This is a genomic window from Fodinibius salicampi, assembly GCF_039545095.1.
Classification (GTDB): Bacteria; Bacteroidota; Rhodothermia; order Balneolales; family Balneolaceae; genus Fodinibius; species Fodinibius salicampi.
In genome coordinates this window covers 1778840-1796983 of sequence record NZ_BAABRS010000001.1, presented here as the reverse complement: position 1 = coordinate 1796983, position 18144 = coordinate 1778840, and the positions used below count along the sequence as shown (strand labels likewise).

Here is an 18144-nt window from a genome sequence, read left to right as displayed (position 1 = left end):
CTGCTATTTGGTTAAAGGATGGTTATCATTTGCTTCCGATTGTTCTTTGTAATTGCGAATAGCCCGAAAAATAGCTGATGCAATAATATTTTGTCCATACTCCGAGGTGAGATAGTTGGCCTCATTGGGATTGCTTATAAATCCGGTTTCTACAAGTACAGCTGGCATAGAGGCGTGATAGAGTACCACGAATCGAGCTTGCTTAACGCCGCGTGAGTGCCGCTGTGCTCGTTCATCAAACTGATGTTCTAGCATGCCCGCAATGCGTTCGCTGGTAGAAAGATATCCGCTGTTCGCTAATTCATAAATCAGTAGTTCTTCCTGGCTGAGTTCTTTTTGTTCAGTATCATTGTCCGCCCGAACTACGGTATTTTCACGCTTCATAACTTCAAGCGCAGATTGAGTGCGTTCGAGTCCTAAAAAATAAACTTCTGATCCATAGGGTCTTCGTGAGCTATGGGCATTACAGTGAATGGAGATAAATAAATCTCCTTCATGACGATTGGCAATACTTCCTCGTTCTTCAAGTGCAATGAAACGGTCATCTTCGCGGGTATAAATAACTTCAACATCCGGTAAGTTTTCGTTGATATATCCCCCTACCTTTTTTGCTATGCTTAGTACAATATTCTTTTCTCGAATATTATTATATCCTATTGCCCCCGTATCGTGTCCGCCGTGCCCCGGATCAAGCACAACGCGATCAAACTTCATTTTACTCTTAACACGATCATAGTCCCCATTTTCAGGAACATTATCTTCGGTTTCTCCTTCAGGAGTTTCCGGCAGTTCCCTGGGAGGAAGAGCATTGGAAGACCATTCAACCGGACCTACTTTTTGAGTCCGCTGAACGATTACATCTTCATCAATCCTAGTCAATCCCAATAAGAGGTCATTAGTTTGTCCATCGGGATAGGCGTCTACCTCAAAAAAATCCTTTTGCTTAAGCTGAATATCAATACCAATACCATTAGGTATTCGTGAAAACTGGGCCTCATTAATGACAGGGGAGTGCGTAGGAACAGCAATATTTTCAGTACGAACTCCTGAATCAAAAAGTGCGAACTGGATATGATCGGAAGAGGGCTGATATACTCGAAAAGAATCGGCTTCCTGCCGTAAATGCAGTCTAATAACGTATCCTTTCCCATCACTTCGTTCGGCAGTGGTAATATGAGTAAGGGAATTATCAGTCGCTTCCTGAGCTTGAGACATGGTATTACAGCCCGCTAAAAAAAGAAGGCTTAGCAAAACAACAACGACCAAGTCGCTGTAAAGGTAAGGAAGATTATTAGCTCTGACAGATGTGTGAGTCACCTTAGGTTTAATTAGTTCCGTACTAAGATAATTTATATTCGAATTTAAGTAATATTTCTGCAAGAATAAAAAGCATATGTATATCCTTTTATCCCTTTCAAAAGATGCTTGAGCACCAATACTAATTTCTTTTAGTTAAATTCTCAGCTTGACAGTAAAAAGATAGTCGGCTCTTTATGAATAGAGGGTAACGACTCCTGTTTCCATTTTTCTACTGTTTTGGAGATGATGCGCTCATAGGGCAAAGTGAGGTTGGTAGCCGTGCAAAACCTCGTATCGTCCTTGCAGTATTTTATTACCGTTTTTACAATGTTATCGTTTCGATGTGGTGCTTCCATAAATATCTGGGTTTGGTCAATTCTCCAGGCTTTTTGCTCTAAATTCAGGATGGCTTGCTTTCTTTTATTTTCATCAATTGGCAAATAGCCGTGAAAAGCGAATTCCTGGCCGTTAAATCCTGACCCCATTAGCGCGAGTAAAATTGAAGAGGGGCCCACCAGGGGACGAACCGTTATATCGCGTCCATGAGCCATTTTAATGAGCGTAGAACCCGGATCGGCAACTACGGGACAGCCCGCTTCAGACAGTAACCCTACATCGCGTCCGTTTTTAAGAGGAGATAAAAAAGAAACAATCTCTTCATCGGGAGTATTTTTATTCAGAAGCAGGAAGTCAATTTCATAATCGGGCACAGTGTCACCTACCCACTGAAGATACCGGGTAGCCGTTTGGATATTTTCGACTATCAAGACATCCAGCTTGCGAATTATATTTAAAACATAGTCGGGGATGGTATTGTTTTCGGACGTTTTTCCAAGTGTATTAGGGACCAGATAAAGCGTCCCGGTTTTGGAGGATGAATGAGATGTCATATCAATATCATTTAATCAATTCTTTCAAAAACTATTTTCTTGTCTTTGCTCCGGAGTTTCTTGTTCGTATAGCGGTGTACAAAAATGGCAATAATTACCAGAATTAACAGCGCAATAGCAGCCATAGCTATATTGGTCCAAACCAGGTTTTTATGTGTTTCGTAAGTCGGCATGATCACTATTTCCTGGGAAGCTTTTTGCTGATAGCGAACGGGGATCACCCGCATCTGCTGTAATTGTCCCGCAACTTCTACGGGTAAAGAGAGTTTTCTTTGGATTTGGTTCCCTTCTTCATCATTAAACTGCAGAACAATAAAACCATTGGTCTGGGCAGCGATCTGCTTTAATTCAAAATCAAGAACTTCTGCAGTATAGCTTTCTCCATTTTCATAGGTGTCTGTCAGGCTGTAGTAGACAGACACTTGGTGTAAAGCCAGAAAAAGAAAAGCGGTGGGAACAAGCCAGAAAAGGTATAAGTACTTATAGGAATTCATTAGGTTATTCTTATTAAGGTCTGTGGAAGATAGATTCAGTTATAAGATGGAAGGAGTTTTAATTTACGAGGTATTAAGTATGAGAAATAGAAATATTCTCAAAAATAAAATAAGCTAATTATTGATTTGTTGAAGAGTTGTTTCCCTTAGGGCTGGGTCCCACATGAGTCGCTGTTGATAATCCTGATGCATTAAATTACTGCTCATGTGAAACCAGAATGCTACTTGCAGGGAATCAAAAAAGACGGCCTGTCCAAAGGGTTCCCCCGAATAGGTGGAAGCCCCGTAATCAATGCCATTGAGCAAGCCTAATCTGCTGTCATATATAGCTCCATAGTGGTTAAAATCGCTATTGAGGCTTTGCTGCTCAAATGGCCAATCCATAATCTCTTTGACCCGTCGGGATATGGGCTGTGACAGCAATTCGTTATTTTCCAACTGAACCATTAGCTCAGATAACTCCTGTGCCGTAGTTGCTGGAAAGAGATCAAGCATATCGCGGCGCTCGCTGAATTGTATTTTCAGTCCATCATTGGTTTCAAACGTTCTAAGAACCCGCTGGCGGTATAGGGAATCAGTCTGAAATTGATGTGCCTTGGCAAGAACCGTATCCTCAAAAGATTGACGAGATAATGTCTGGAGTTGCTCAAAATGAGTTAAAAAATCTTTCTCCGTTATAGCCGGATTCAGTGTGATATAAAGTCCCGAAAAGGGCAGGGGTACGTCGGTATCGGATAACTCAAGTTTATCCATGGTATTTAAAATAGCATTCTGACCCAATCGGAAGTAAAGATAATCTGAGATTGCTAAATCGTTAAAGATAATAGCTGCTTTTACGAGTTCATGAAGGGAAGTTTCATTGTCAGAGGTGATAGCTCCTTTATTTTCGAGAAAATTTATCGCATCGTCATGATTGGAAGCATCGATAAATGGAACCTGGTAGACATCGGTATCCTTAATAGATATCAGCTCTTTGGGATTGAGGGAGTCGGCTTCCACCAGCCGGGCATAGGTGGTAATAAGAAAGAAGTTTGAAAGCGTACCCATTGTACGCGACTCGTCACCCCGGAAGTTTATGGTTGTATCTGGATTTATCGAGGATTGTGATACGACGGATACGTTCCGGGGATTAGCTGCAATATATTCGGTCAGGTCTTTTAGGGAAGTCGTTTTTGAAACCCACTCCTGTCCCTCCTGAAGATCTCCACTGTTTTTGAAAAGAGTATTAAGTGCGTCCAGATTGAAGCCAAATACCAGGAAAAAAACGAGGACAAGAGAGCCAATAGCTACTCCTATAAATTTTAGAATCCGCATGTGGATAAAAGTCATTCAAGATTAAATCACAAGGAGCCAAATATACGGACTTTGTTCCCCTAAATCAGTAATGAATTAGGACAACTGACTAGCGTATTGCATTAGGATGGCACAGAAGTAGGCGGCGTATGTTCCCAATGCATAGCCCAATACGGCCAGAAGTACTCCTACCGGTGCAAGAGCCGGATGGAAAGCCGAGGCCACAATAGGGGCCGATGCAGCGCCTCCTATATTTGCCTGGCTGCCTACCGCGATAAAAAAGAAAGGCGCATTGATAATTTTTGCGACTATGAAGAGAATAATGACATGAATGATTATCCACATTAAGCCGATAAGGAAGAACCCCGGACTTTCAAAAATGGCCAGTACGTTCATTTTCATTCCGATAGTAGCAACTAAAATATAGAGGAAAAGACTGCCTATTTTCGAAGCACCGGCCCCCTCCAGTTCACGTGCTTGTGTGAAAGAGAGAAGGAGTCCTCCCGTTGTAGCAATAACAATAATCCAGAAAAAGCGGGAGTCGAGGCTAAGTTGGCTAAGTTGCGGTGCATTTTCAGCAATCCATGGAGCAATACCATCCGCTCCTAAATGCCCAATAGCAGTAATGACAAATCCCACGGCAACAATACTGGTAATGTCAGCCAGGCTTGGGATGCGAGCGATATTTTTCTGGTAGTTTTCAATCTTTTTGCGGAGTCTGGTGATGGGGGTGGCATCTGCCTTAAACCAGCTGTCAATACGTTCTGAAATGCCCGCCCCATAAAGTAAAAAGCCTAGCCAAATATTTGCGACAATGATATCAACGGTAACCATAGCTGAGAAAAGTTCATTACTGGGATTAAAGACTTCATACATGGCCGTTTGGTTGGCACCGCCGCCAATCCAGCTGCCCGCTACGGTCGAAAGTCCGCGCCAGAGAGCATCGGGTCCTGCACCACCTACAAGCTCTGGAGAGAAATATCCGGCTGTAATAACGGCCAGCGGCCCGCCGATAACTATACCTAGTGTACCCGCCAGAAACATAATAATGGCTTTTGGTCCCAGCCCAATAATTCCTTTAAAGTCGATGCTCAGGGTAAGCAGTACTAAACTTGCCGGCAGTAAATAGCGGGAGGCGACAAAGTATAGGTTCGATTCTTCTCCGGAAATGAGTCCCGCGGAATTCAGGATTGAAGGGATAAAATAGCAGAGCAGCAGTGAGGGAATAAAGGTATAAAATTTCTGCCAGAAAGGGTTCTCGCTGCTTGAGGTGATAAAAATAAGTGCCAATACAAGCAACAGAATTCCCAGGACCACAGCATCATTCGTAAAAACAGGCGCGGCAAAAAGTGTAAACATAGAATCGATTTTTTGAGTTGATCAAGGCTGAATCTACATTATATTAGGGGTAATCCGCAAATCGTATGAAAATCGCGTTTGAAAAGGTTATACTTACCCTTCCATTTTGAACTTTAAGATGATAAAGAATGCTGAAATTTGCTGTAATTGGAACCGGTAAAACGGGGAGCAAGGTTGTAGAAAGTCTTGATGATCAACAGCTTGTTGGTCCATTCAACTCCTCTAATAAACCGACAAAAAAGGCTTTGCAGGATGCAGATGCTGCGATTATTTTTGTGCCCGGCTCTGCAGTAGAAGATTTACTGGAACCCCTGATAGCTGCTGGCCTACCGGCCGCATGGGGAACCACGGGCTATGACTGGCCGGATGATCTGGATACAAAATTGCAACAGAAAGGAATTAAATGGCTGCAGGCTTCGAACTTCAGTTTGGGGATGAACATTGTGCGACGCTGTCTGAATGTAATTGGCCAAAGTTCTTCTGTTTTGAAGAATCCTTCGTTCCATATATATGAGGTACATCATGTTCACAAACAGGATGCCCCCAGCGGTACTGCCCTTTCATGGGAGAATTGGCTGGGACAGAAAGCAGAAATCACATCGGAACGTAAAGGAGATATTAAAGGTATCCATGAACTCGAATTGCAAACGGAAACAGAGTCAATCTCGTTAAAACACCGCGCCCATGACCGAAAGATTTTTGCCGAAGGGGCAATTTGGGGTGCCGAACAACTGGTGAAGTCGGATATTGAAGCCGGATTTCATGATTTTTCAACTATTTTTGATAAAGTAATGTAACAGTAGCTATGAGTATAATTGACACAAAACTTTGGACAGCGTTAGTAACGCCCCTGCAGGAAAACGGAGATTTGCATCTTGATGATCTCAGATCCTTGGTTCGTAAACAGGAGGAAGCCGGGAATGGTGTGCTGGTTTTAGGAAGTACTGGTGAAGGCTTGGCGATGGGACTTGAAGATAAAAAGCAGGTGGTTCAGGCTGTCTCCGAATTAGATACGGAAACACCAATTATGGTTGGGGTGGGGGGATTCAATCACCAGAAGCAAGTTGAATGGATTGAATTTTGCCAGCAATACGATGTGGATGCTTTTCTGCTTGTTACGCCACTTTATGCCAAACCTGGGCCAAAAGGACAGGTAGAGTGGTTTAAAACGCTATTAGAAGCTTCCGATAAACCATGCATGCTCTATAATGTGCCCTCCCGAACGGGGGTAAAAATGGAACCGCTGGTACTTAAAGAATTAGCCGACCATCCAAACTTTGTGGCTGTGAAAGAAGCCAGCGGGAGTGTTGAAGATTATCAGAATTACCGCAAAAGCGCCAAGGATATTGCATTTTTTAGCGGGGATGACGGTATGTTGCCTTTCTTTGCAATGGCTGGATGTGAGGGGTTGGTTTCGGTGGTCTCCAATGTATGGCCCCAGGCTACACATCGCTACGTCGAATGGTGCTTGGATGGCAGGGGTCCCGAGCTTTTGCCTTTGTGGCAGGAGTGTTCGGATGTGCTTTTTTCATCTCCGAACCCTATTCCGGCTAAAGTCTTGCTAAAGGAAAAGGGCTGGATATCTGCAGCAACCCTGCGTCCACCGCTGACTGGTGATGAGGTTGAAGATCTGAGCCTATTAAAAAATGCAGATAATTTGATTGAAAACTGGTATAACGAAAATATTTTAAATAAATAAGCTTTTAAAAATAGACAGTTATAAAAATGAGTAAAGAACACTGGGAAGAAATTTTAGAACAACTGGAAAACGGTGAAGTGCGGGCTGCCGAACCCAAAGGGGATGGCTGGGAAGCAAATATTGAAGTCAAAGAAGCTATTTTAGAATCTTTTAGCGCGGGAGAAAATACCGAATATTCCGGTATTTATGATGGTTTTGTAGATAAACATAATCTTCCGCCGCGACGATTTTCAGCGGATGAAAATGTGCGTTTGGTACCCGGAGGCTCTTCTGTACGCCGGGGTGCTTATGTAGCATCAGGAGTTATAATCATGCCGCCTGCTTATGTGAATGTGGGTGCTTATGTAGATGAAGGAGCCATGGTTGATAGCCATGCCTTGGTTGGATCCTGTGCTCAAGTAGGGAAAAATGTGCATCTGTCTGCTGGAGTTCAGCTTGGCGGGGTTCTTGAGCCGGTAGGACTATCGCCTGTTGTTATTGAAGATGATTGTTTTATAGGAGCAGGATCGGTTATTGTGGAAGGCATTTTGGTTAAAGAGGGAGCCGTGATTGCACCGGGCGTGACTCTTTCCAAATCTATTCCGGTTTATGATTGTGTGAATGAGAAAGTGCTGGAAAAAGGGGCGGCCATTCCCGAACGGGCAGTTGTAATCCCTGGTACGCGTCCAATGTCAGGTTCGTGGGCAGAAGAACAAGGTCTTAATATGTCATGTCCATTAATTGTAAAGTATCGGGATGCACAGAGCGATGCTTCACTTGAACTCGAAGATGCATTACGATAATTACGTCTACTACTTTTTACTTTTAGATGGTATGGGACGAAATCCCAAAAACAGTATTTGAAATGCGTATTTTAAAATTCGGCGGCACTTCTGTGGGATCAGAATCCGCCATTCGACAAGTCCTAAAATTAATTACAGAGAAACAGAAAGAAGATCGTATCCAGGTCGTTGTTTCTGCTTTTGGAGGGGTGACGAATACCCTCGAAGAAATGGTTTCAGACGCTTCCGCAGGAAGGGATGAATACCGCAAACAGTTAAAAAAGGTAGAGCAACGCCATGTAGATATGGTTCGAACTCTTATTGGGGTTCAGGGGCAAAGCAGCGTTCTTACAGAACTCAAAGTGTTATTTAATGAGCTGGAAGATGTGCTCCACGGGGTTTCACTAACTCACGAGCTTACGGGACGGACCCACGATTTTGTTTTGGGGTTTGGAGAACGTCTTTCAGCATTTGTACTCAGCGCTGCGTTGCAGGAGCAGGGCATAGATGCCGAATATGTAGATGCAAGATCTATTATTAAGACCAATGCGGACTTTGGGAATGCCCGGGTGCTTACTACCGAGACGACCCAAAATATCCGGGAGTATTTCGAGAACCGTGATACCGTAGGTGTGGTTACCGGCTTTATCGCATCAACGGAAACAGGCGAAACTACAACACTTGGTCGGGGTGGGTCGGACTATACCGCTTCATTAATTGGTGCTGCTCTGGATGCAGATGCTATTGAGATATGGACCGATGTTGAGGGGATTATGACGGCAGACCCCCGTAAGGTGGAACGTCATTTACCTATACAGAAACTTTCTTACGAGGAAGCCATGGAACTTTCTCACTTTGGGGCCGAGGTTATCTATCCTCCCACGGTCTATCCGGCTATGTCTGCGTCTATACCAATCTATATTAAGAATACTTTTAAGCCGGAATCGCCGGGTACGGTTATTAACCGGGAGCCGGCAGATATCAGCACAAATGTGAAAGGCATATCATCTATTGATGAGGTTACGCTGATCACATTAAAAGGGAGTGGAATGATTGGCGTGAGTGGGTTTGCGGCGCGTATTTTTAGTGTTTTGGCTGATGCCGGAGTAAACATTATTATGATTACTCAGGCATCATCAGAGCATACCGTATGTTTTGCCGTAATGCCCCGGCAGGCTCCTCAGGCTATACAGTCACTTAAGACCAACTTCAGTTTTGAGCTGAAGGAAGGTATGATTGATGAGATTAAAGAAGAATCCAACTGTTCCATTGTTGCTGCAGTAGGAGAAGGAATGAAGCATACACCTGGTATTTCAGGACGGTTATTCAGAGCATTGGGGAGAAACGGTATTAATGTTCGGGCTATTGCACAGGGATCTTCCGAGCGGAACATTTCGGTGGTAGTTAAGAAGAAGGATTTGTCTAAAACGCTTAACACCATTCACGACGCCTTTTTCCTTAGTAAGATTAAATCTGTGAATCTCTTTTTGGTTGGAGTGGGACTGATTGGGAATAAAGTGCTCGAACTGTTTGAGAAACAAGCGGAATTACTATTCAAAGAACATAACATTGCCTTTAATTTATGTGGGATAGCTAATTCCCGCTATTACAAAATTGAGCAAAAAGGCATGCCTTTTACTGGCTGGCCGGAGCGATTAGAGGAAGACGGGAAGCCAATGGATCTACAAACCTTTTTGGATGAGGCCGGAGAGCTAAACTTGCCAAATAGTCTGTTTATTGACTGCACGGCAAGCAGTGAGGTAGCCGATTTTTATCCGGAGGTAATGAGGGCTAATTTTTCGGTGGTTACGGCTAATAAGAAAGCCAATTCGGGGACATTGCATCACTACCAGGCCCTGCAGGAGTTGGCCTTGAAACACAATGTAATGTACCTGTACGAAACCAATGTTGGGGCCGGTCTGCCGGTCGTTAAAACTCTTAAGGAACAGGTGCTTGCAGGCGATAAAATTACTAAAATTGAGGGAGTACTCTCAGGAACCCTTAGCTATATATTTAATACGTATGATGGCGAGACTCCCTTTAGTGAAGTAGTGCGGACTGCTCTGGAAAAAGGATTCACTGAACCTGATCCCCGAGAAGACCTCAATGGAAGGGATGTGGCACGGAAACTGCTTATTTTGTGTCGTGAAGCTGGCATAGAAGTCGAAATGAGCGACCTGACGGTTGAAAACTTAGTACCGGAATCGGCCCGCGAAGCGGATAGCGTTGAAGATTTTTTTGAAAAGTTATCTGATTTTGATGACGAATTTAAAAAGCGATACGATAAAGCTGCTTCAAATGGTCATCGCCTATGCTATATCGCGAGTTATGAAGATGGCGAAGCAACCGTGAGTCTGGAAGAAATTGATGATGAGCATCCGTTCAGTGGATTATCCGGAAGTGATAATATTATAGCATTTCATACACAACATTACCGGGATACTCCGCTAGTCGTCAAAGGGCCGGGGGCAGGAGCTGAGGTTACCGCAGGAGGTATATTAGCTGATATTTTAAGGATCAGTAATGTTCCTGCATTTAGCAACGAGGTTGTATAGTTATGGACTCTTCTTTTAAGTATAGTGAAGTTCGAGTATTTGCTCCTGCCTCTGTTGCAAATGTTAGCTGTGGATTTGATGTAATGGGCTTTGCCTTGGGTGCTCCTGGAGATGAGATTGTGGTACGTTCTACTGACTCTAAGGATGTAACTATTGCAGCCATTACCGGTGATGAAGGCGTATTGCCTGCCAAAGCTGAGAAGAATACTGCAAGCGTTGCAGTCCGGGCTCTGCTGGATCATTTGAATATTGATGCCGGAATTGAAATTGAAGTGCATAAGCAAATGCCCTTGGGAAGTGGATTGGGATCGAGTGCTGCCAGTTCGGCCGGCGCTGTTTTAGCAGCAAATCATATGTTAGGCAGTCCCTTAAGTCGAAACGAGCTGCTCCCATTTGCAGCTGAAGGGGAGCGCGTAGCATGTGGTACGGCCCACTATGATAATGTTGGTCCCTCTTTATTGGGAGGGTTCGTTTTTATCCGGAGTTCTGATCCCGCGGATATTTTTAATCTTCCTTTTCCTGAAAAACTCCATGCTGCTGTAGTACATCCTCAAATTGAGATTAAGACCGAAGATACCCGCAAGATTTTAAGAAAAGATATCTCACTGGAGCAGGCTGTCATCCAATGGGGAAACGTTGGGGGACTGGTCGCAGGATTTATGAACAAAGATTTGGATTTGATTTCCCGTTCAATGAAGGATGTCATTATTGAGCCGGTGCGATCGGTGCTGATTCCGGGCTATGATTCCGTAAAGGAAGCGGCCCTCAATGCAGGCGCTGTCGGAGCGGGTATCGCCGGATCAGGACCTTCTATATTTGCATTGACGGCGGACAGAGATACAGCCGAAGCCGTTTTGAAGGCGATGAAGTCGGCATTGGATAATGTTGGGCTTCCTTCCGATGAGTATCTTTCGGCTATTAATACTAAAGGCGCAGAGGTTATTGATGTCAAAGAATGAGATTAGCTATATCAGTACTCGAAATGGGAATGAGTCTAAGAATTTCAGTGGGGCAATGGAACAGGGATTGGCCCGGGATGGTGGCCTTTTTATTCCCGATCGGTGGCCAGATCTTTCAGATAAATTGTGGAATCATATTGAGAGTATGTCAATAACCGACATAGGTTCTGCCCTTGCACAGACCTTTGTTCCGGAAATTCCTGCCGATCGACTGGAATCGTTGGTAGAGGATGCTATTTCTTTTGATGCGCCCCTGGTACATTTGCACGATGATCTCTATGTGCTGGAGCTTTTTCACGGACCAACCCTTGCTTTCAAAGATTATGGAGCCCGATTTATGGCCCGAATGATGAGCTACAGGGCAGAGCAGGCGTCCCAGCGAATGGTCATTTTAGTGGCCACTTCCGGGGATACCGGGAGTGCCGTTGGACGTGCTTTTGAAGGAGTTGATAATGTCGATGTCTGTTTACTATATCCCAGCGGAAAAGTAAGTCCTTTGCAGGAGCAGCAGCTGACTACGATCGGTGGGAATGTAACAGCCCTTGAAGTAGAGGGGACTTTTGATGACTGCCAGAAATTAGTGAAAGATGCTTTTTCAGATTCAAAATTACGAGATGAGCTTATTTTGAGTTCGGCAAATTCAATCAATATTGCCCGGTTGCTGCCACAGATGTTCTATTATGGAAGGGGGCTTGCACAGCTGGAAGAATCAGATTCTGTTCATTTTTGTGTGCCAAGCGGGAACTTCGGAAACCTTACGGCCGGAATGATGGCGGCGCAAACGGGCATGTCCGTCGGACAGTTTATTGCCGGGACCAACGTCAATGATGTGGTACCAGAATTTTTGGAAAGCGGGAACTTTAGTCCCCGTGCCTCCCAGAAAACCATTTCCAGTGCCATGGATGTGGGTAATCCCAGTAATTTGGAAAGAATCAGATCCTTCTATCCCGATGTAGTTGAACTTCGACAGCATCTATGGGCCGCTTCTTTCAATGATGACGCTTGTCGGACAGTCATTGAAGAAGTTTATCAATCGTATGATTACATTCTAGATCCTCACACTGCCGTAGGATATTTGGCGGCAAACAGTTACAGGAAAGAGCAGGAGAGTGATCAACCGGTTATCATCCTGGGAACGGCACATCCCGCTAAATTTTCCGATATTGTAGAACCCCTGATTGACACGGAAATACCGCTTCCTGGTGCCTTAAAAGAAAGTATGGAAAAGGAGAAGAAAAGCGTGCGGATGTATGCTTCTTATCCAAAATTTAAATCATTCTTGCGGGAACAGTATTCCTAACAGCTAAAACAGATCTACGATTTCATTGCTATGGCAAGTCCCTTGGTAAATGCTTGAATTACGGCTTCCAGGGTATCAGGGGATGCCGCTTTAGATATCCACTGCTGTTCGCTGTTGGATAGCGTCAGTGTTACCATTACCAGCGAATCGGTATCGGGACTGAGTATATCGACTTCGTGGTTATCCACTTCAAGAGGAAACACATTATCTGTATGGGAACGAATGGCTGATAGGATTGCATCTATGGGGCCGACTCCTTTGGCCTCGGAGATTATTTCTTGGCCTTGTTGGTCAAGCTTGACCTCTGCATGTACTAATCCATGTTTACGCATTGTCAGTTTATAATCCAATACCTCTACCGGATAATCGAGATCAGCATCTTCATCAAAAATAAGAGATTGCAGCGCTTCAATTTCATTATTGCTGAGTGTTTTACCCTTCTTATTTATTTTGGACATATATTGGTTGTACAGCTTCTCGTGTTCTTCATCCATTTTAAGATTGGCCATGAAGGTATCGCGTGATTTACCCCACGATTCCTTCTGCATTCCAATGAAACCGGAATTGATGTATTTGATAACTTTGTTAAGATCCGGAGAGAGAACCGGAGAGGTTAAGGAATGTTTGGTTACGACCTTGGTATCTTTGAAACCCGATCCAGTCGTTACCAATAAACATTTTTTATTTTTAAAAGTATCTTTATGTTTCTTCAAAGCGGCTAACGGAAGAGCACCAGCCGGTTCCACAAAATGTCCTTCCACAACGGCCAGCTCCTTCAGGGCATCAAGTATTTCATCTTCAGTTACAGTAACAGCCATCCCGTCTGTTTGATCAATGGCTTCCAATACTTTATAGAAATCCACGGGATCGGGAACGGCCACAGAACTTGCCATCGTCTGTACCTGATCTTTCACGATTTTCTCTTTTTTGAAAATCCCCTCTACCACCGGAGAACTTTGATCCGGTTGTATGGCTACAAATTTTGGAATTTGGTCAATAAGTCCGCCTTCCTTCATCTCCTGGAATCCCTTGAAGATAGCGCTAAAATTCGTCCCGCATCCGATAGGAATCAGAATATATTCTACGTCGGTACCTCCTTGCTCAAAGAGTTCGTAGGAGAAAGATTTTTGGCCTTCCTCACGAAACACGAAATCCCCGGCCAGATAGTAGTTCCCTGACTTTGCAAATTGCCGGCATAGCTGCTCACAGGTACTGAACGAGCCTTTGATGCGAATTATATTTGCGTCAAAGATGGTAGCCTGTGCGAGCTTGGCTTCTGTTGTTTTTTCGGGTACAAACACAAAACACGGAATATTAAAGTAACAGGCATAGGCCGCCACTGAAGCCGCCATATTGCCGGTCGAGGCCAGGCAGATGGCATCCGCATTTAGTTCCAGTGCTTTTTGAACTTCAATATAACTGCCGCGGTCCTTAAAACAGCCGGTAGGATGCTGAAACTCCAGTTTTGCACTTAAATCTGCATTGTATGTATCTGAAAGTCTATCAAGTTTTTTTAGGGCCGTTGGATGTGTTTTTAACGGGTCGGGAACAAGCTGTTGTAGTGGATATTTCAGATCCCCGGATGGGCTATTGTACACCACTCTCAGTACGCTATCGCATTCAGAGCAATAGGTAGTCGTCTTCTCTTCAGAGTTTAAATGGCCGTTTGCGACACACTTTAGCTGGTAGTCAGTGGTAGCATTAGGCATAGCTGAATTAATCCGTTCTTTTATATTGGCTGTTATTTCTTTCTTATAAGAATAAAAGATAGTTCATTCAGCAGATGAATGATACTATTTTTTGAGAGGGAGTAGTGAAATTTCATCAAAATCCATATCAAGTTCGTCGAGAACCGGTTCTGCTACTTCGGATATTTCTTCAGGGGTTAAATCATCGAGTCCCTGAATTTCAATAAAGAGCGTATTTTGATGCCCCACTACATTATAACGGGCCTTTTCGGCATTAAAACATTTTCGAAGAGTATCTACGAGCAGTTCTATATCCTGCTCGTATGCATCGTAATCGGTATCAGTTAGGTCAGACATAAATTATCTATTGCGGATTGCATGTTACATCATCATTTTAAGTCTGAACATAGAAATGACGTGCCTAATACGCAATAAGATCCGGGTAATATATTTATGAACAATGCTATCCAACACCTCGCGCATATTTCAGCCAAGGAAGAACGAATGATTATTGGACTTATGTCGGGGACTTCGATGGATGGGCTGGATCTGGCCCTTTGTAAGATGAGTGGCAGCGGAACACAAACGGAAATAATGCTGGAGGAATTTACGACTTTATCCTATCCGGATGAGATCCAACAGATCCTGAAAGAAGTTGTTTCGGTGCCGAAATGCAGTCTGGAAGAGTTGTGTATTTTTAATACCTATTTAGGAGAGTTTACTGCCGACCTGATTTTGGAAGCATTGGATAAATGGGAAGTGGAACCTTCATCTATTGATTGTATTGCCAGCCACGGACAGACGATTTATCATGCTCCAAAATCCAGGCATAAGCGAAGTGGATTGCCAAATGCAACCCTGCAGATGGGAGATGGAGATCATATAGCCCGACAGACAAGAATTATTACAATCAGCGATTTTCGACAAAAACATACGGCTGCAGGAGGGGAAGGAGCCCCGATGGCATCCTTAATTGATCGGATGCTATTTGATGATCCGGATAAAAATCGATTACTGCTAAATATCGGAGGTATTGCGAATTTCAGTTACCTCCCGGCTGCTGGGTCATCAAGATCATTTACAACTGCGGATTCCGGTCCAGGCAATACGCTGCTGGATGCCGCTTCGCAACGAATGCTTGACCAGCCATTTGACAAAGGAGGGAGAACGGCGCGTAAGGGGGAGATAAACCAAGATCTGCTTGAAGCCTTGAAAGACGATCCATATTTCGAATTAGATCCACCCAAGACAACGGGATTGGAACATTTTAATTGGTCCTATGCAAAACGGGCAAGAATGGTTTCCAATGCAGAAGATTTATCTGCTCCCGACTTATTGGCTACCCTAACACAGTTTACCATCCAGACGATCACAGATGCCGTTAAAAAGATTCATCCGGAATCGAAAACTCTGGAAGTACTAGTGAGTGGAGGAGGAGTGCATAATACGTTCCTCATGGAAAGTCTCCAGAATGAGTTAGGCAATACGGCTTTTAAATCATTCGAAGAATATTTTTTTAATGCTGATGCCAAGGAAGCCGTCTGTTTTGCGGTATTGGCTAATGAGTTGCTGGCTGGAGAAGGGTTCCCAATATCAGCCATAGATCACACAAAAAGTAAAGGTAAAATCAATTTTGGTAAAATATCACTTCCCGGATAAAGGAGCATTAAAACAGGTGAAGCTGTCCGGCTTCGGGCCGCCTGAAATGAGCTGTAGAGAGGGGGCGGATGCCTTTGTTCAGTCCCATTTTTTTAGTGTTAATCTTAAACATTTCCTCAATCTGATCGGAAAAGGCTCCTTGGCCCCGGAACCTGTCTCCAAATTCACTTTTGTTCAGTTGTCCGTCTCTCATATCTCTAATTCTATTGAGTACCTTATCTTTTCTATCGGGGAAGTGATGTTCCAGCCATTCCTCAAACAGATCCTTAACGCCATAAGGAAGGCGAACAATCGTAAAGCCAGCCTGGGTGGCTCCGGCCTCCTTTGCTGCCTCTAGTATCTTGGGACATTCGTGATCGGTAAGTCCCGGAATGATAGGAGCCACATTAACACCAACCGATATTCCGGCGGCAGATAACTTCTCGATCGCCTGCAGGCGCCTGTAGGGTTGGGAGGTTCTGGGCTCCATAACACGGGCCAGATCTCGATCCAGGGTCGTAATAGAAAGAGTAACATGGGCTGCATTATATTCTGCCAGCGTACTCAGGAAATTAATATCGCGCGTTACTAAGTAGTTCTTTGTAATAATACTAACCGGATTTCTGGCCTCAGCAAAAACTTTCAGACAACTCCGGGTGATTTCTAATTCGCGTTCAATCGGCTGGAAAGGATCAGTAACACCACTCATAATCACCGGCTCCGGCTTCCAGTTTTTTGAAGTGAACTTCTTTCGTAATTTTTTGGCAGCATCGTATTTCACCATAATGCGGGATTCAAAATCGAGTCCCGCAGAAAAGCCAAGGTATTCGTGAGTAGGGCGTGCATAGCAATAAATACAGCCATGTTCACATCCCCGGTAGGGATTCAGGCCATACGTAAAGGGAATATCCGGACTGTCATTTTTAGAAAGAATCTCTTTTGTATCGTCGCGTATAAGTTTGGTTTTTTGTGATGGCTTTTCTCCTGTTTCTCCATCTAAATCATAGTCGAGATACTTATCCTCAAATCTATTGGCCGGGTTGTCGGAAGCTCCCCGACCGCGAATGGGTTTTTTATTTTTCTCCTCCATGATAATCATTGCTTTTATCCTTGTTTGGTTACCTAATTAATATAACAAGGATACTGACAGCATAGTGTCATCCAAACTGGTATTTTTAATCAAAAATTAGTTAGGAGCTGTATTGACTTTAAAAAGGTCCAATAAAAAAGCCCCGGACTACAAATCCGGGGCCAACCCTCTCTCAATTGTAACTAACTCAATGAATTATAAATTACTCACAAGGAACATCCTGGAAATTTTCATCCCAGCATACTGTTTCTCCATTGGAAGTGATAGAACCAACATTGGTATCGGTATTCCAGGTGACTAAATGGGTCTCACCATCAGCGAAGTTTAAGTCCATGCTGAAATCGGTACCATTTTGTTCAAAATCAATGGTGGCAGTTTCATTAGCACTTTCATCATCGATAGCATCGCCATACATGGTCAGATTGATTTCTTTTTCGGTATCGCTGGTGAAATTCCAGGTAGAGGTAATGAAAGGGACTTCCTGCTGAAGGTCGGAATCCATAGCATTAAAAGTCCAGTCACCCGTTGACTCATCATTGGCGACCGTTCCTTCAAAAATTTTATAATTATCAATACTATCACCCTGGCCGTCATCGTAGCTCCAGTATGTTGCCCATTTAATAGAGTTTCCGAGTTCTTCAGCGGTTGTGCGGTAACTTGCGCTCATTCCTTCGAAGTTATAGGTATAAGACCATTCCCAAACTCCGTTGTTAAAGTCAGCCTCTTCCTGATTCGCCTGAGAAAAAAGTGTCCCATAACTCTGACCAAAACTAAAGAATACAGTATTCCAAAGGACGGTCATTTGGGCTTGATTATAGTTATTTGTCTCGTTCAGTTCATCTGTGGCTGCTTTTTGAGGATTATTTTCCTGGAAAAAGGAAACATCAGGTTGACCCTTTTCTATATTGGGCATTTGTGGTGGATCTTCATTCACATCCGGACCGGTACTGTCGTCTCCACATCCCGTTAATCCGACAAACAGGACGGCAATTAATAATGCATAGCTTATTTTTTTCATAACATCTCCTCAATTTAGGATTTATTTAAAAGGTTGTTCTATTAGGTAATACGTACTCGCCTGATAAATCAGCTCAAAAAATATTTAACTAATAGTAAGTA

At 43.7% G+C, this 18144-nt stretch carries 16 protein-coding genes; 7 read left to right on the top strand and 9 right to left on the bottom strand.

Translation table 11 applies throughout. The annotated features are described in order from the left end of the window. Positions 1–3: 3 nt before the first annotated feature. The 5 genes from ABEB05_RS07670 to ABEB05_RS07650 form a co-directional block, all read right to left on the bottom strand. The gene (locus ABEB05_RS07670) at positions 4–1215 is read right to left on the bottom strand and encodes an N-acetylmuramoyl-L-alanine amidase family protein (protein WP_265788972.1); all 1212 of its coding nucleotides are present in this window, start codon (positions 1213–1215) and stop codon (positions 4–6) included. Positions 1216–1460: 245 nt separating this feature from the next. After that, positions 1461–2189, bottom strand: a complete 729-nt coding sequence (locus ABEB05_RS07665; protein WP_265788971.1) for an SAM-dependent methyltransferase — start codon at positions 2187–2189, stop codon at positions 1461–1463. Positions 2190–2200: 11 nt separating this feature from the next. Beyond that, positions 2201–2683, bottom strand: a complete 483-nt coding sequence (locus ABEB05_RS07660) for a hypothetical protein (RefSeq protein WP_265788970.1) — start codon at positions 2681–2683, stop codon at positions 2201–2203. Positions 2684–2797: 114 nt separating this feature from the next. Next, entirely contained in the window at positions 2798–3997 is a 1200-nt protein-coding gene (locus ABEB05_RS07655) for a serine hydrolase (RefSeq protein ID WP_265788969.1), read from the bottom strand. A 75-nt stretch (positions 3998–4072) separates the two neighbouring features. Beyond that, on the bottom strand, positions 4073–5335 hold the full coding sequence (locus tag ABEB05_RS07650) for a DUF819 family protein (protein ID WP_265788968.1): 1263 nt from the start codon (positions 5333–5335) through the stop codon (positions 4073–4075). A 128-nt stretch (positions 5336–5463) separates the two neighbouring features. Between ABEB05_RS07650 and ABEB05_RS07645 the strand changes: the two genes are divergently transcribed. The 6 genes from ABEB05_RS07645 (at position 5464) to thrC (ABEB05_RS07620) (ending at position 12609) form a co-directional block, all read left to right on the top strand. Next, positions 5464–6132 (top strand): dihydrodipicolinate reductase C-terminal domain-containing protein, encoded by a 669-nt coding sequence (locus ABEB05_RS07645; RefSeq protein WP_265788967.1) that lies wholly within the window; start codon positions 5464–5466, stop codon positions 6130–6132. Positions 6133–6140: 8 nt separating this feature from the next. Next, entirely contained in the window at positions 6141–7034 is an 894-nt protein-coding gene (gene dapA, locus ABEB05_RS07640; protein WP_265788966.1) for a 4-hydroxy-tetrahydrodipicolinate synthase, read from the top strand. Between the two features lie 26 nt (positions 7035–7060). Further along, positions 7061–7816, top strand: coding sequence for a 2,3,4,5-tetrahydropyridine-2,6-dicarboxylate N-succinyltransferase (locus ABEB05_RS07635; RefSeq protein ID WP_265788965.1), 756 nt, complete (start codon positions 7061–7063; stop codon positions 7814–7816). 62 nt (positions 7817–7878) lie between these two features. Then, a complete protein-coding gene (gene thrA / locus ABEB05_RS07630; RefSeq protein ID WP_265788964.1) occupies positions 7879–10350 on the top strand; it encodes a bifunctional aspartate kinase/homoserine dehydrogenase I in 2472 nt (823 codons plus the stop codon). A gap of 2 nt (positions 10351–10352) precedes the next feature. Beyond that, the gene (locus ABEB05_RS07625) at positions 10353–11309 is read left to right on the top strand and encodes a homoserine kinase (protein ID WP_265788963.1); all 957 of its coding nucleotides are present in this window, start codon (positions 10353–10355) and stop codon (positions 11307–11309) included. Next, complete coding sequence (gene thrC / locus ABEB05_RS07620; protein WP_265788962.1) at positions 11296–12609, top strand: threonine synthase; 1314 nt, start codon at positions 11296–11298, stop codon at positions 12607–12609. Before ABEB05_RS07625 ends, thrC (ABEB05_RS07620) begins: the two co-directional genes overlap by 14 nt. 14 nt (positions 12610–12623) lie before the next feature. Here thrC (ABEB05_RS07620) and thrC (ABEB05_RS07615) read toward each other — a convergent pair whose 3' ends face one another. Then, a complete protein-coding gene (thrC, locus tag ABEB05_RS07615; RefSeq protein ID WP_265788961.1) occupies positions 12624–14318 on the bottom strand; it encodes a threonine synthase in 1695 nt (564 codons plus the stop codon). 84 nt (positions 14319–14402) lie between these two features. Beyond that, on the bottom strand, positions 14403–14654 hold the full coding sequence (locus ABEB05_RS07610; RefSeq protein ID WP_265788960.1) for a hypothetical protein: 252 nt from the start codon (positions 14652–14654) through the stop codon (positions 14403–14405). Positions 14655–14750: 96 nt separating this feature from the next. Between ABEB05_RS07610 and ABEB05_RS07605 the strand changes: the two genes are divergently transcribed. Further along, a complete protein-coding gene (locus tag ABEB05_RS07605) occupies positions 14751–15956 on the top strand; it encodes an anhydro-N-acetylmuramic acid kinase (RefSeq protein WP_265788959.1) in 1206 nt (401 codons plus the stop codon). 7 nt (positions 15957–15963) lie between these two features. Here ABEB05_RS07605 and ABEB05_RS07600 read toward each other — a convergent pair whose 3' ends face one another. Together ABEB05_RS07600 and ABEB05_RS07595 are read right to left on the bottom strand one after the other, a co-directional pair. Next, positions 15964–17025, bottom strand: coding sequence for a PA0069 family radical SAM protein (locus tag ABEB05_RS07600; RefSeq protein ID WP_265788958.1), 1062 nt, complete (start codon positions 17023–17025; stop codon positions 15964–15966). 202 nt (positions 17026–17227) lie between these two features. Continuing rightward, positions 17228–18043: a hypothetical protein gene (locus ABEB05_RS07595; RefSeq protein ID WP_265788957.1), complete on the bottom strand. Its 816-nt coding sequence runs from the start codon at positions 18041–18043 to the stop codon at positions 17228–17230. Positions 18044–18144 lie beyond the last annotated feature (101 nt).

Excerpts from the sequence above, each read along its gene's own strand:
- ABEB05_RS07610 (WP_265788960.1), bottom strand. The coding sequence starts at position 14,654 with ATGTCTGACCTAACTGATACCGATTACGATGCATACGAGCAGGATATA.
- ABEB05_RS07660 (WP_265788970.1), bottom strand. The coding sequence starts at position 2,683 with ATGAATTCCTATAAGTACTTATACCTTTTCTGGCTTGTTCCCACCGCT.
- ABEB05_RS07605 (WP_265788959.1), top strand. The coding sequence starts at position 14,751 with ATGAACAATGCTATCCAACACCTCGCGCATATTTCAGCCAAGGAAGAA.
- ABEB05_RS07600 (WP_265788958.1), bottom strand. The coding sequence starts at position 17,025 with ATGGAGGAGAAAAATAAAAAACCCATTCGCGGTCGGGGAGCTTCCGAC.
- ABEB05_RS07635 (WP_265788965.1), top strand. The coding sequence starts at position 7,061 with ATGAGTAAAGAACACTGGGAAGAAATTTTAGAACAACTGGAAAACGGT.
- ABEB05_RS07595 (WP_265788957.1), bottom strand. The coding sequence starts at position 18,043 with ATGAAAAAAATAAGCTATGCATTATTAATTGCCGTCCTGTTTGTCGGA.
- thrC (WP_265788961.1), bottom strand. The coding sequence starts at position 14,318 with ATGCCTAATGCTACCACTGACTACCAGCTAAAGTGTGTCGCAAACGGC.
- ABEB05_RS07670 (WP_265788972.1), bottom strand. The coding sequence starts at position 1,215 with ATGTCTCAAGCTCAGGAAGCGACTGATAATTCCCTTACTCATATTACC.
- thrC (WP_265788962.1), top strand. The coding sequence starts at position 11,296 with ATGTCAAAGAATGAGATTAGCTATATCAGTACTCGAAATGGGAATGAG.
- dapA (WP_265788966.1), top strand. The coding sequence starts at position 6,141 with ATGAGTATAATTGACACAAAACTTTGGACAGCGTTAGTAACGCCCCTG.
- ABEB05_RS07665 (WP_265788971.1), bottom strand. The coding sequence starts at position 2,189 with ATGACATCTCATTCATCCTCCAAAACCGGGACGCTTTATCTGGTCCCT.
- ABEB05_RS07645 (WP_265788967.1), top strand. The coding sequence starts at position 5,464 with ATGCTGAAATTTGCTGTAATTGGAACCGGTAAAACGGGGAGCAAGGTT.
- ABEB05_RS07650 (WP_265788968.1), bottom strand. The coding sequence starts at position 5,335 with ATGTTTACACTTTTTGCCGCGCCTGTTTTTACGAATGATGCTGTGGTC.
- ABEB05_RS07625 (WP_265788963.1), top strand. The coding sequence starts at position 10,353 with ATGGACTCTTCTTTTAAGTATAGTGAAGTTCGAGTATTTGCTCCTGCC.
- thrA (WP_265788964.1), top strand. The coding sequence starts at position 7,879 with ATGCGTATTTTAAAATTCGGCGGCACTTCTGTGGGATCAGAATCCGCC.
- ABEB05_RS07655 (WP_265788969.1), bottom strand. The coding sequence starts at position 3,997 with ATGCGGATTCTAAAATTTATAGGAGTAGCTATTGGCTCTCTTGTCCTC.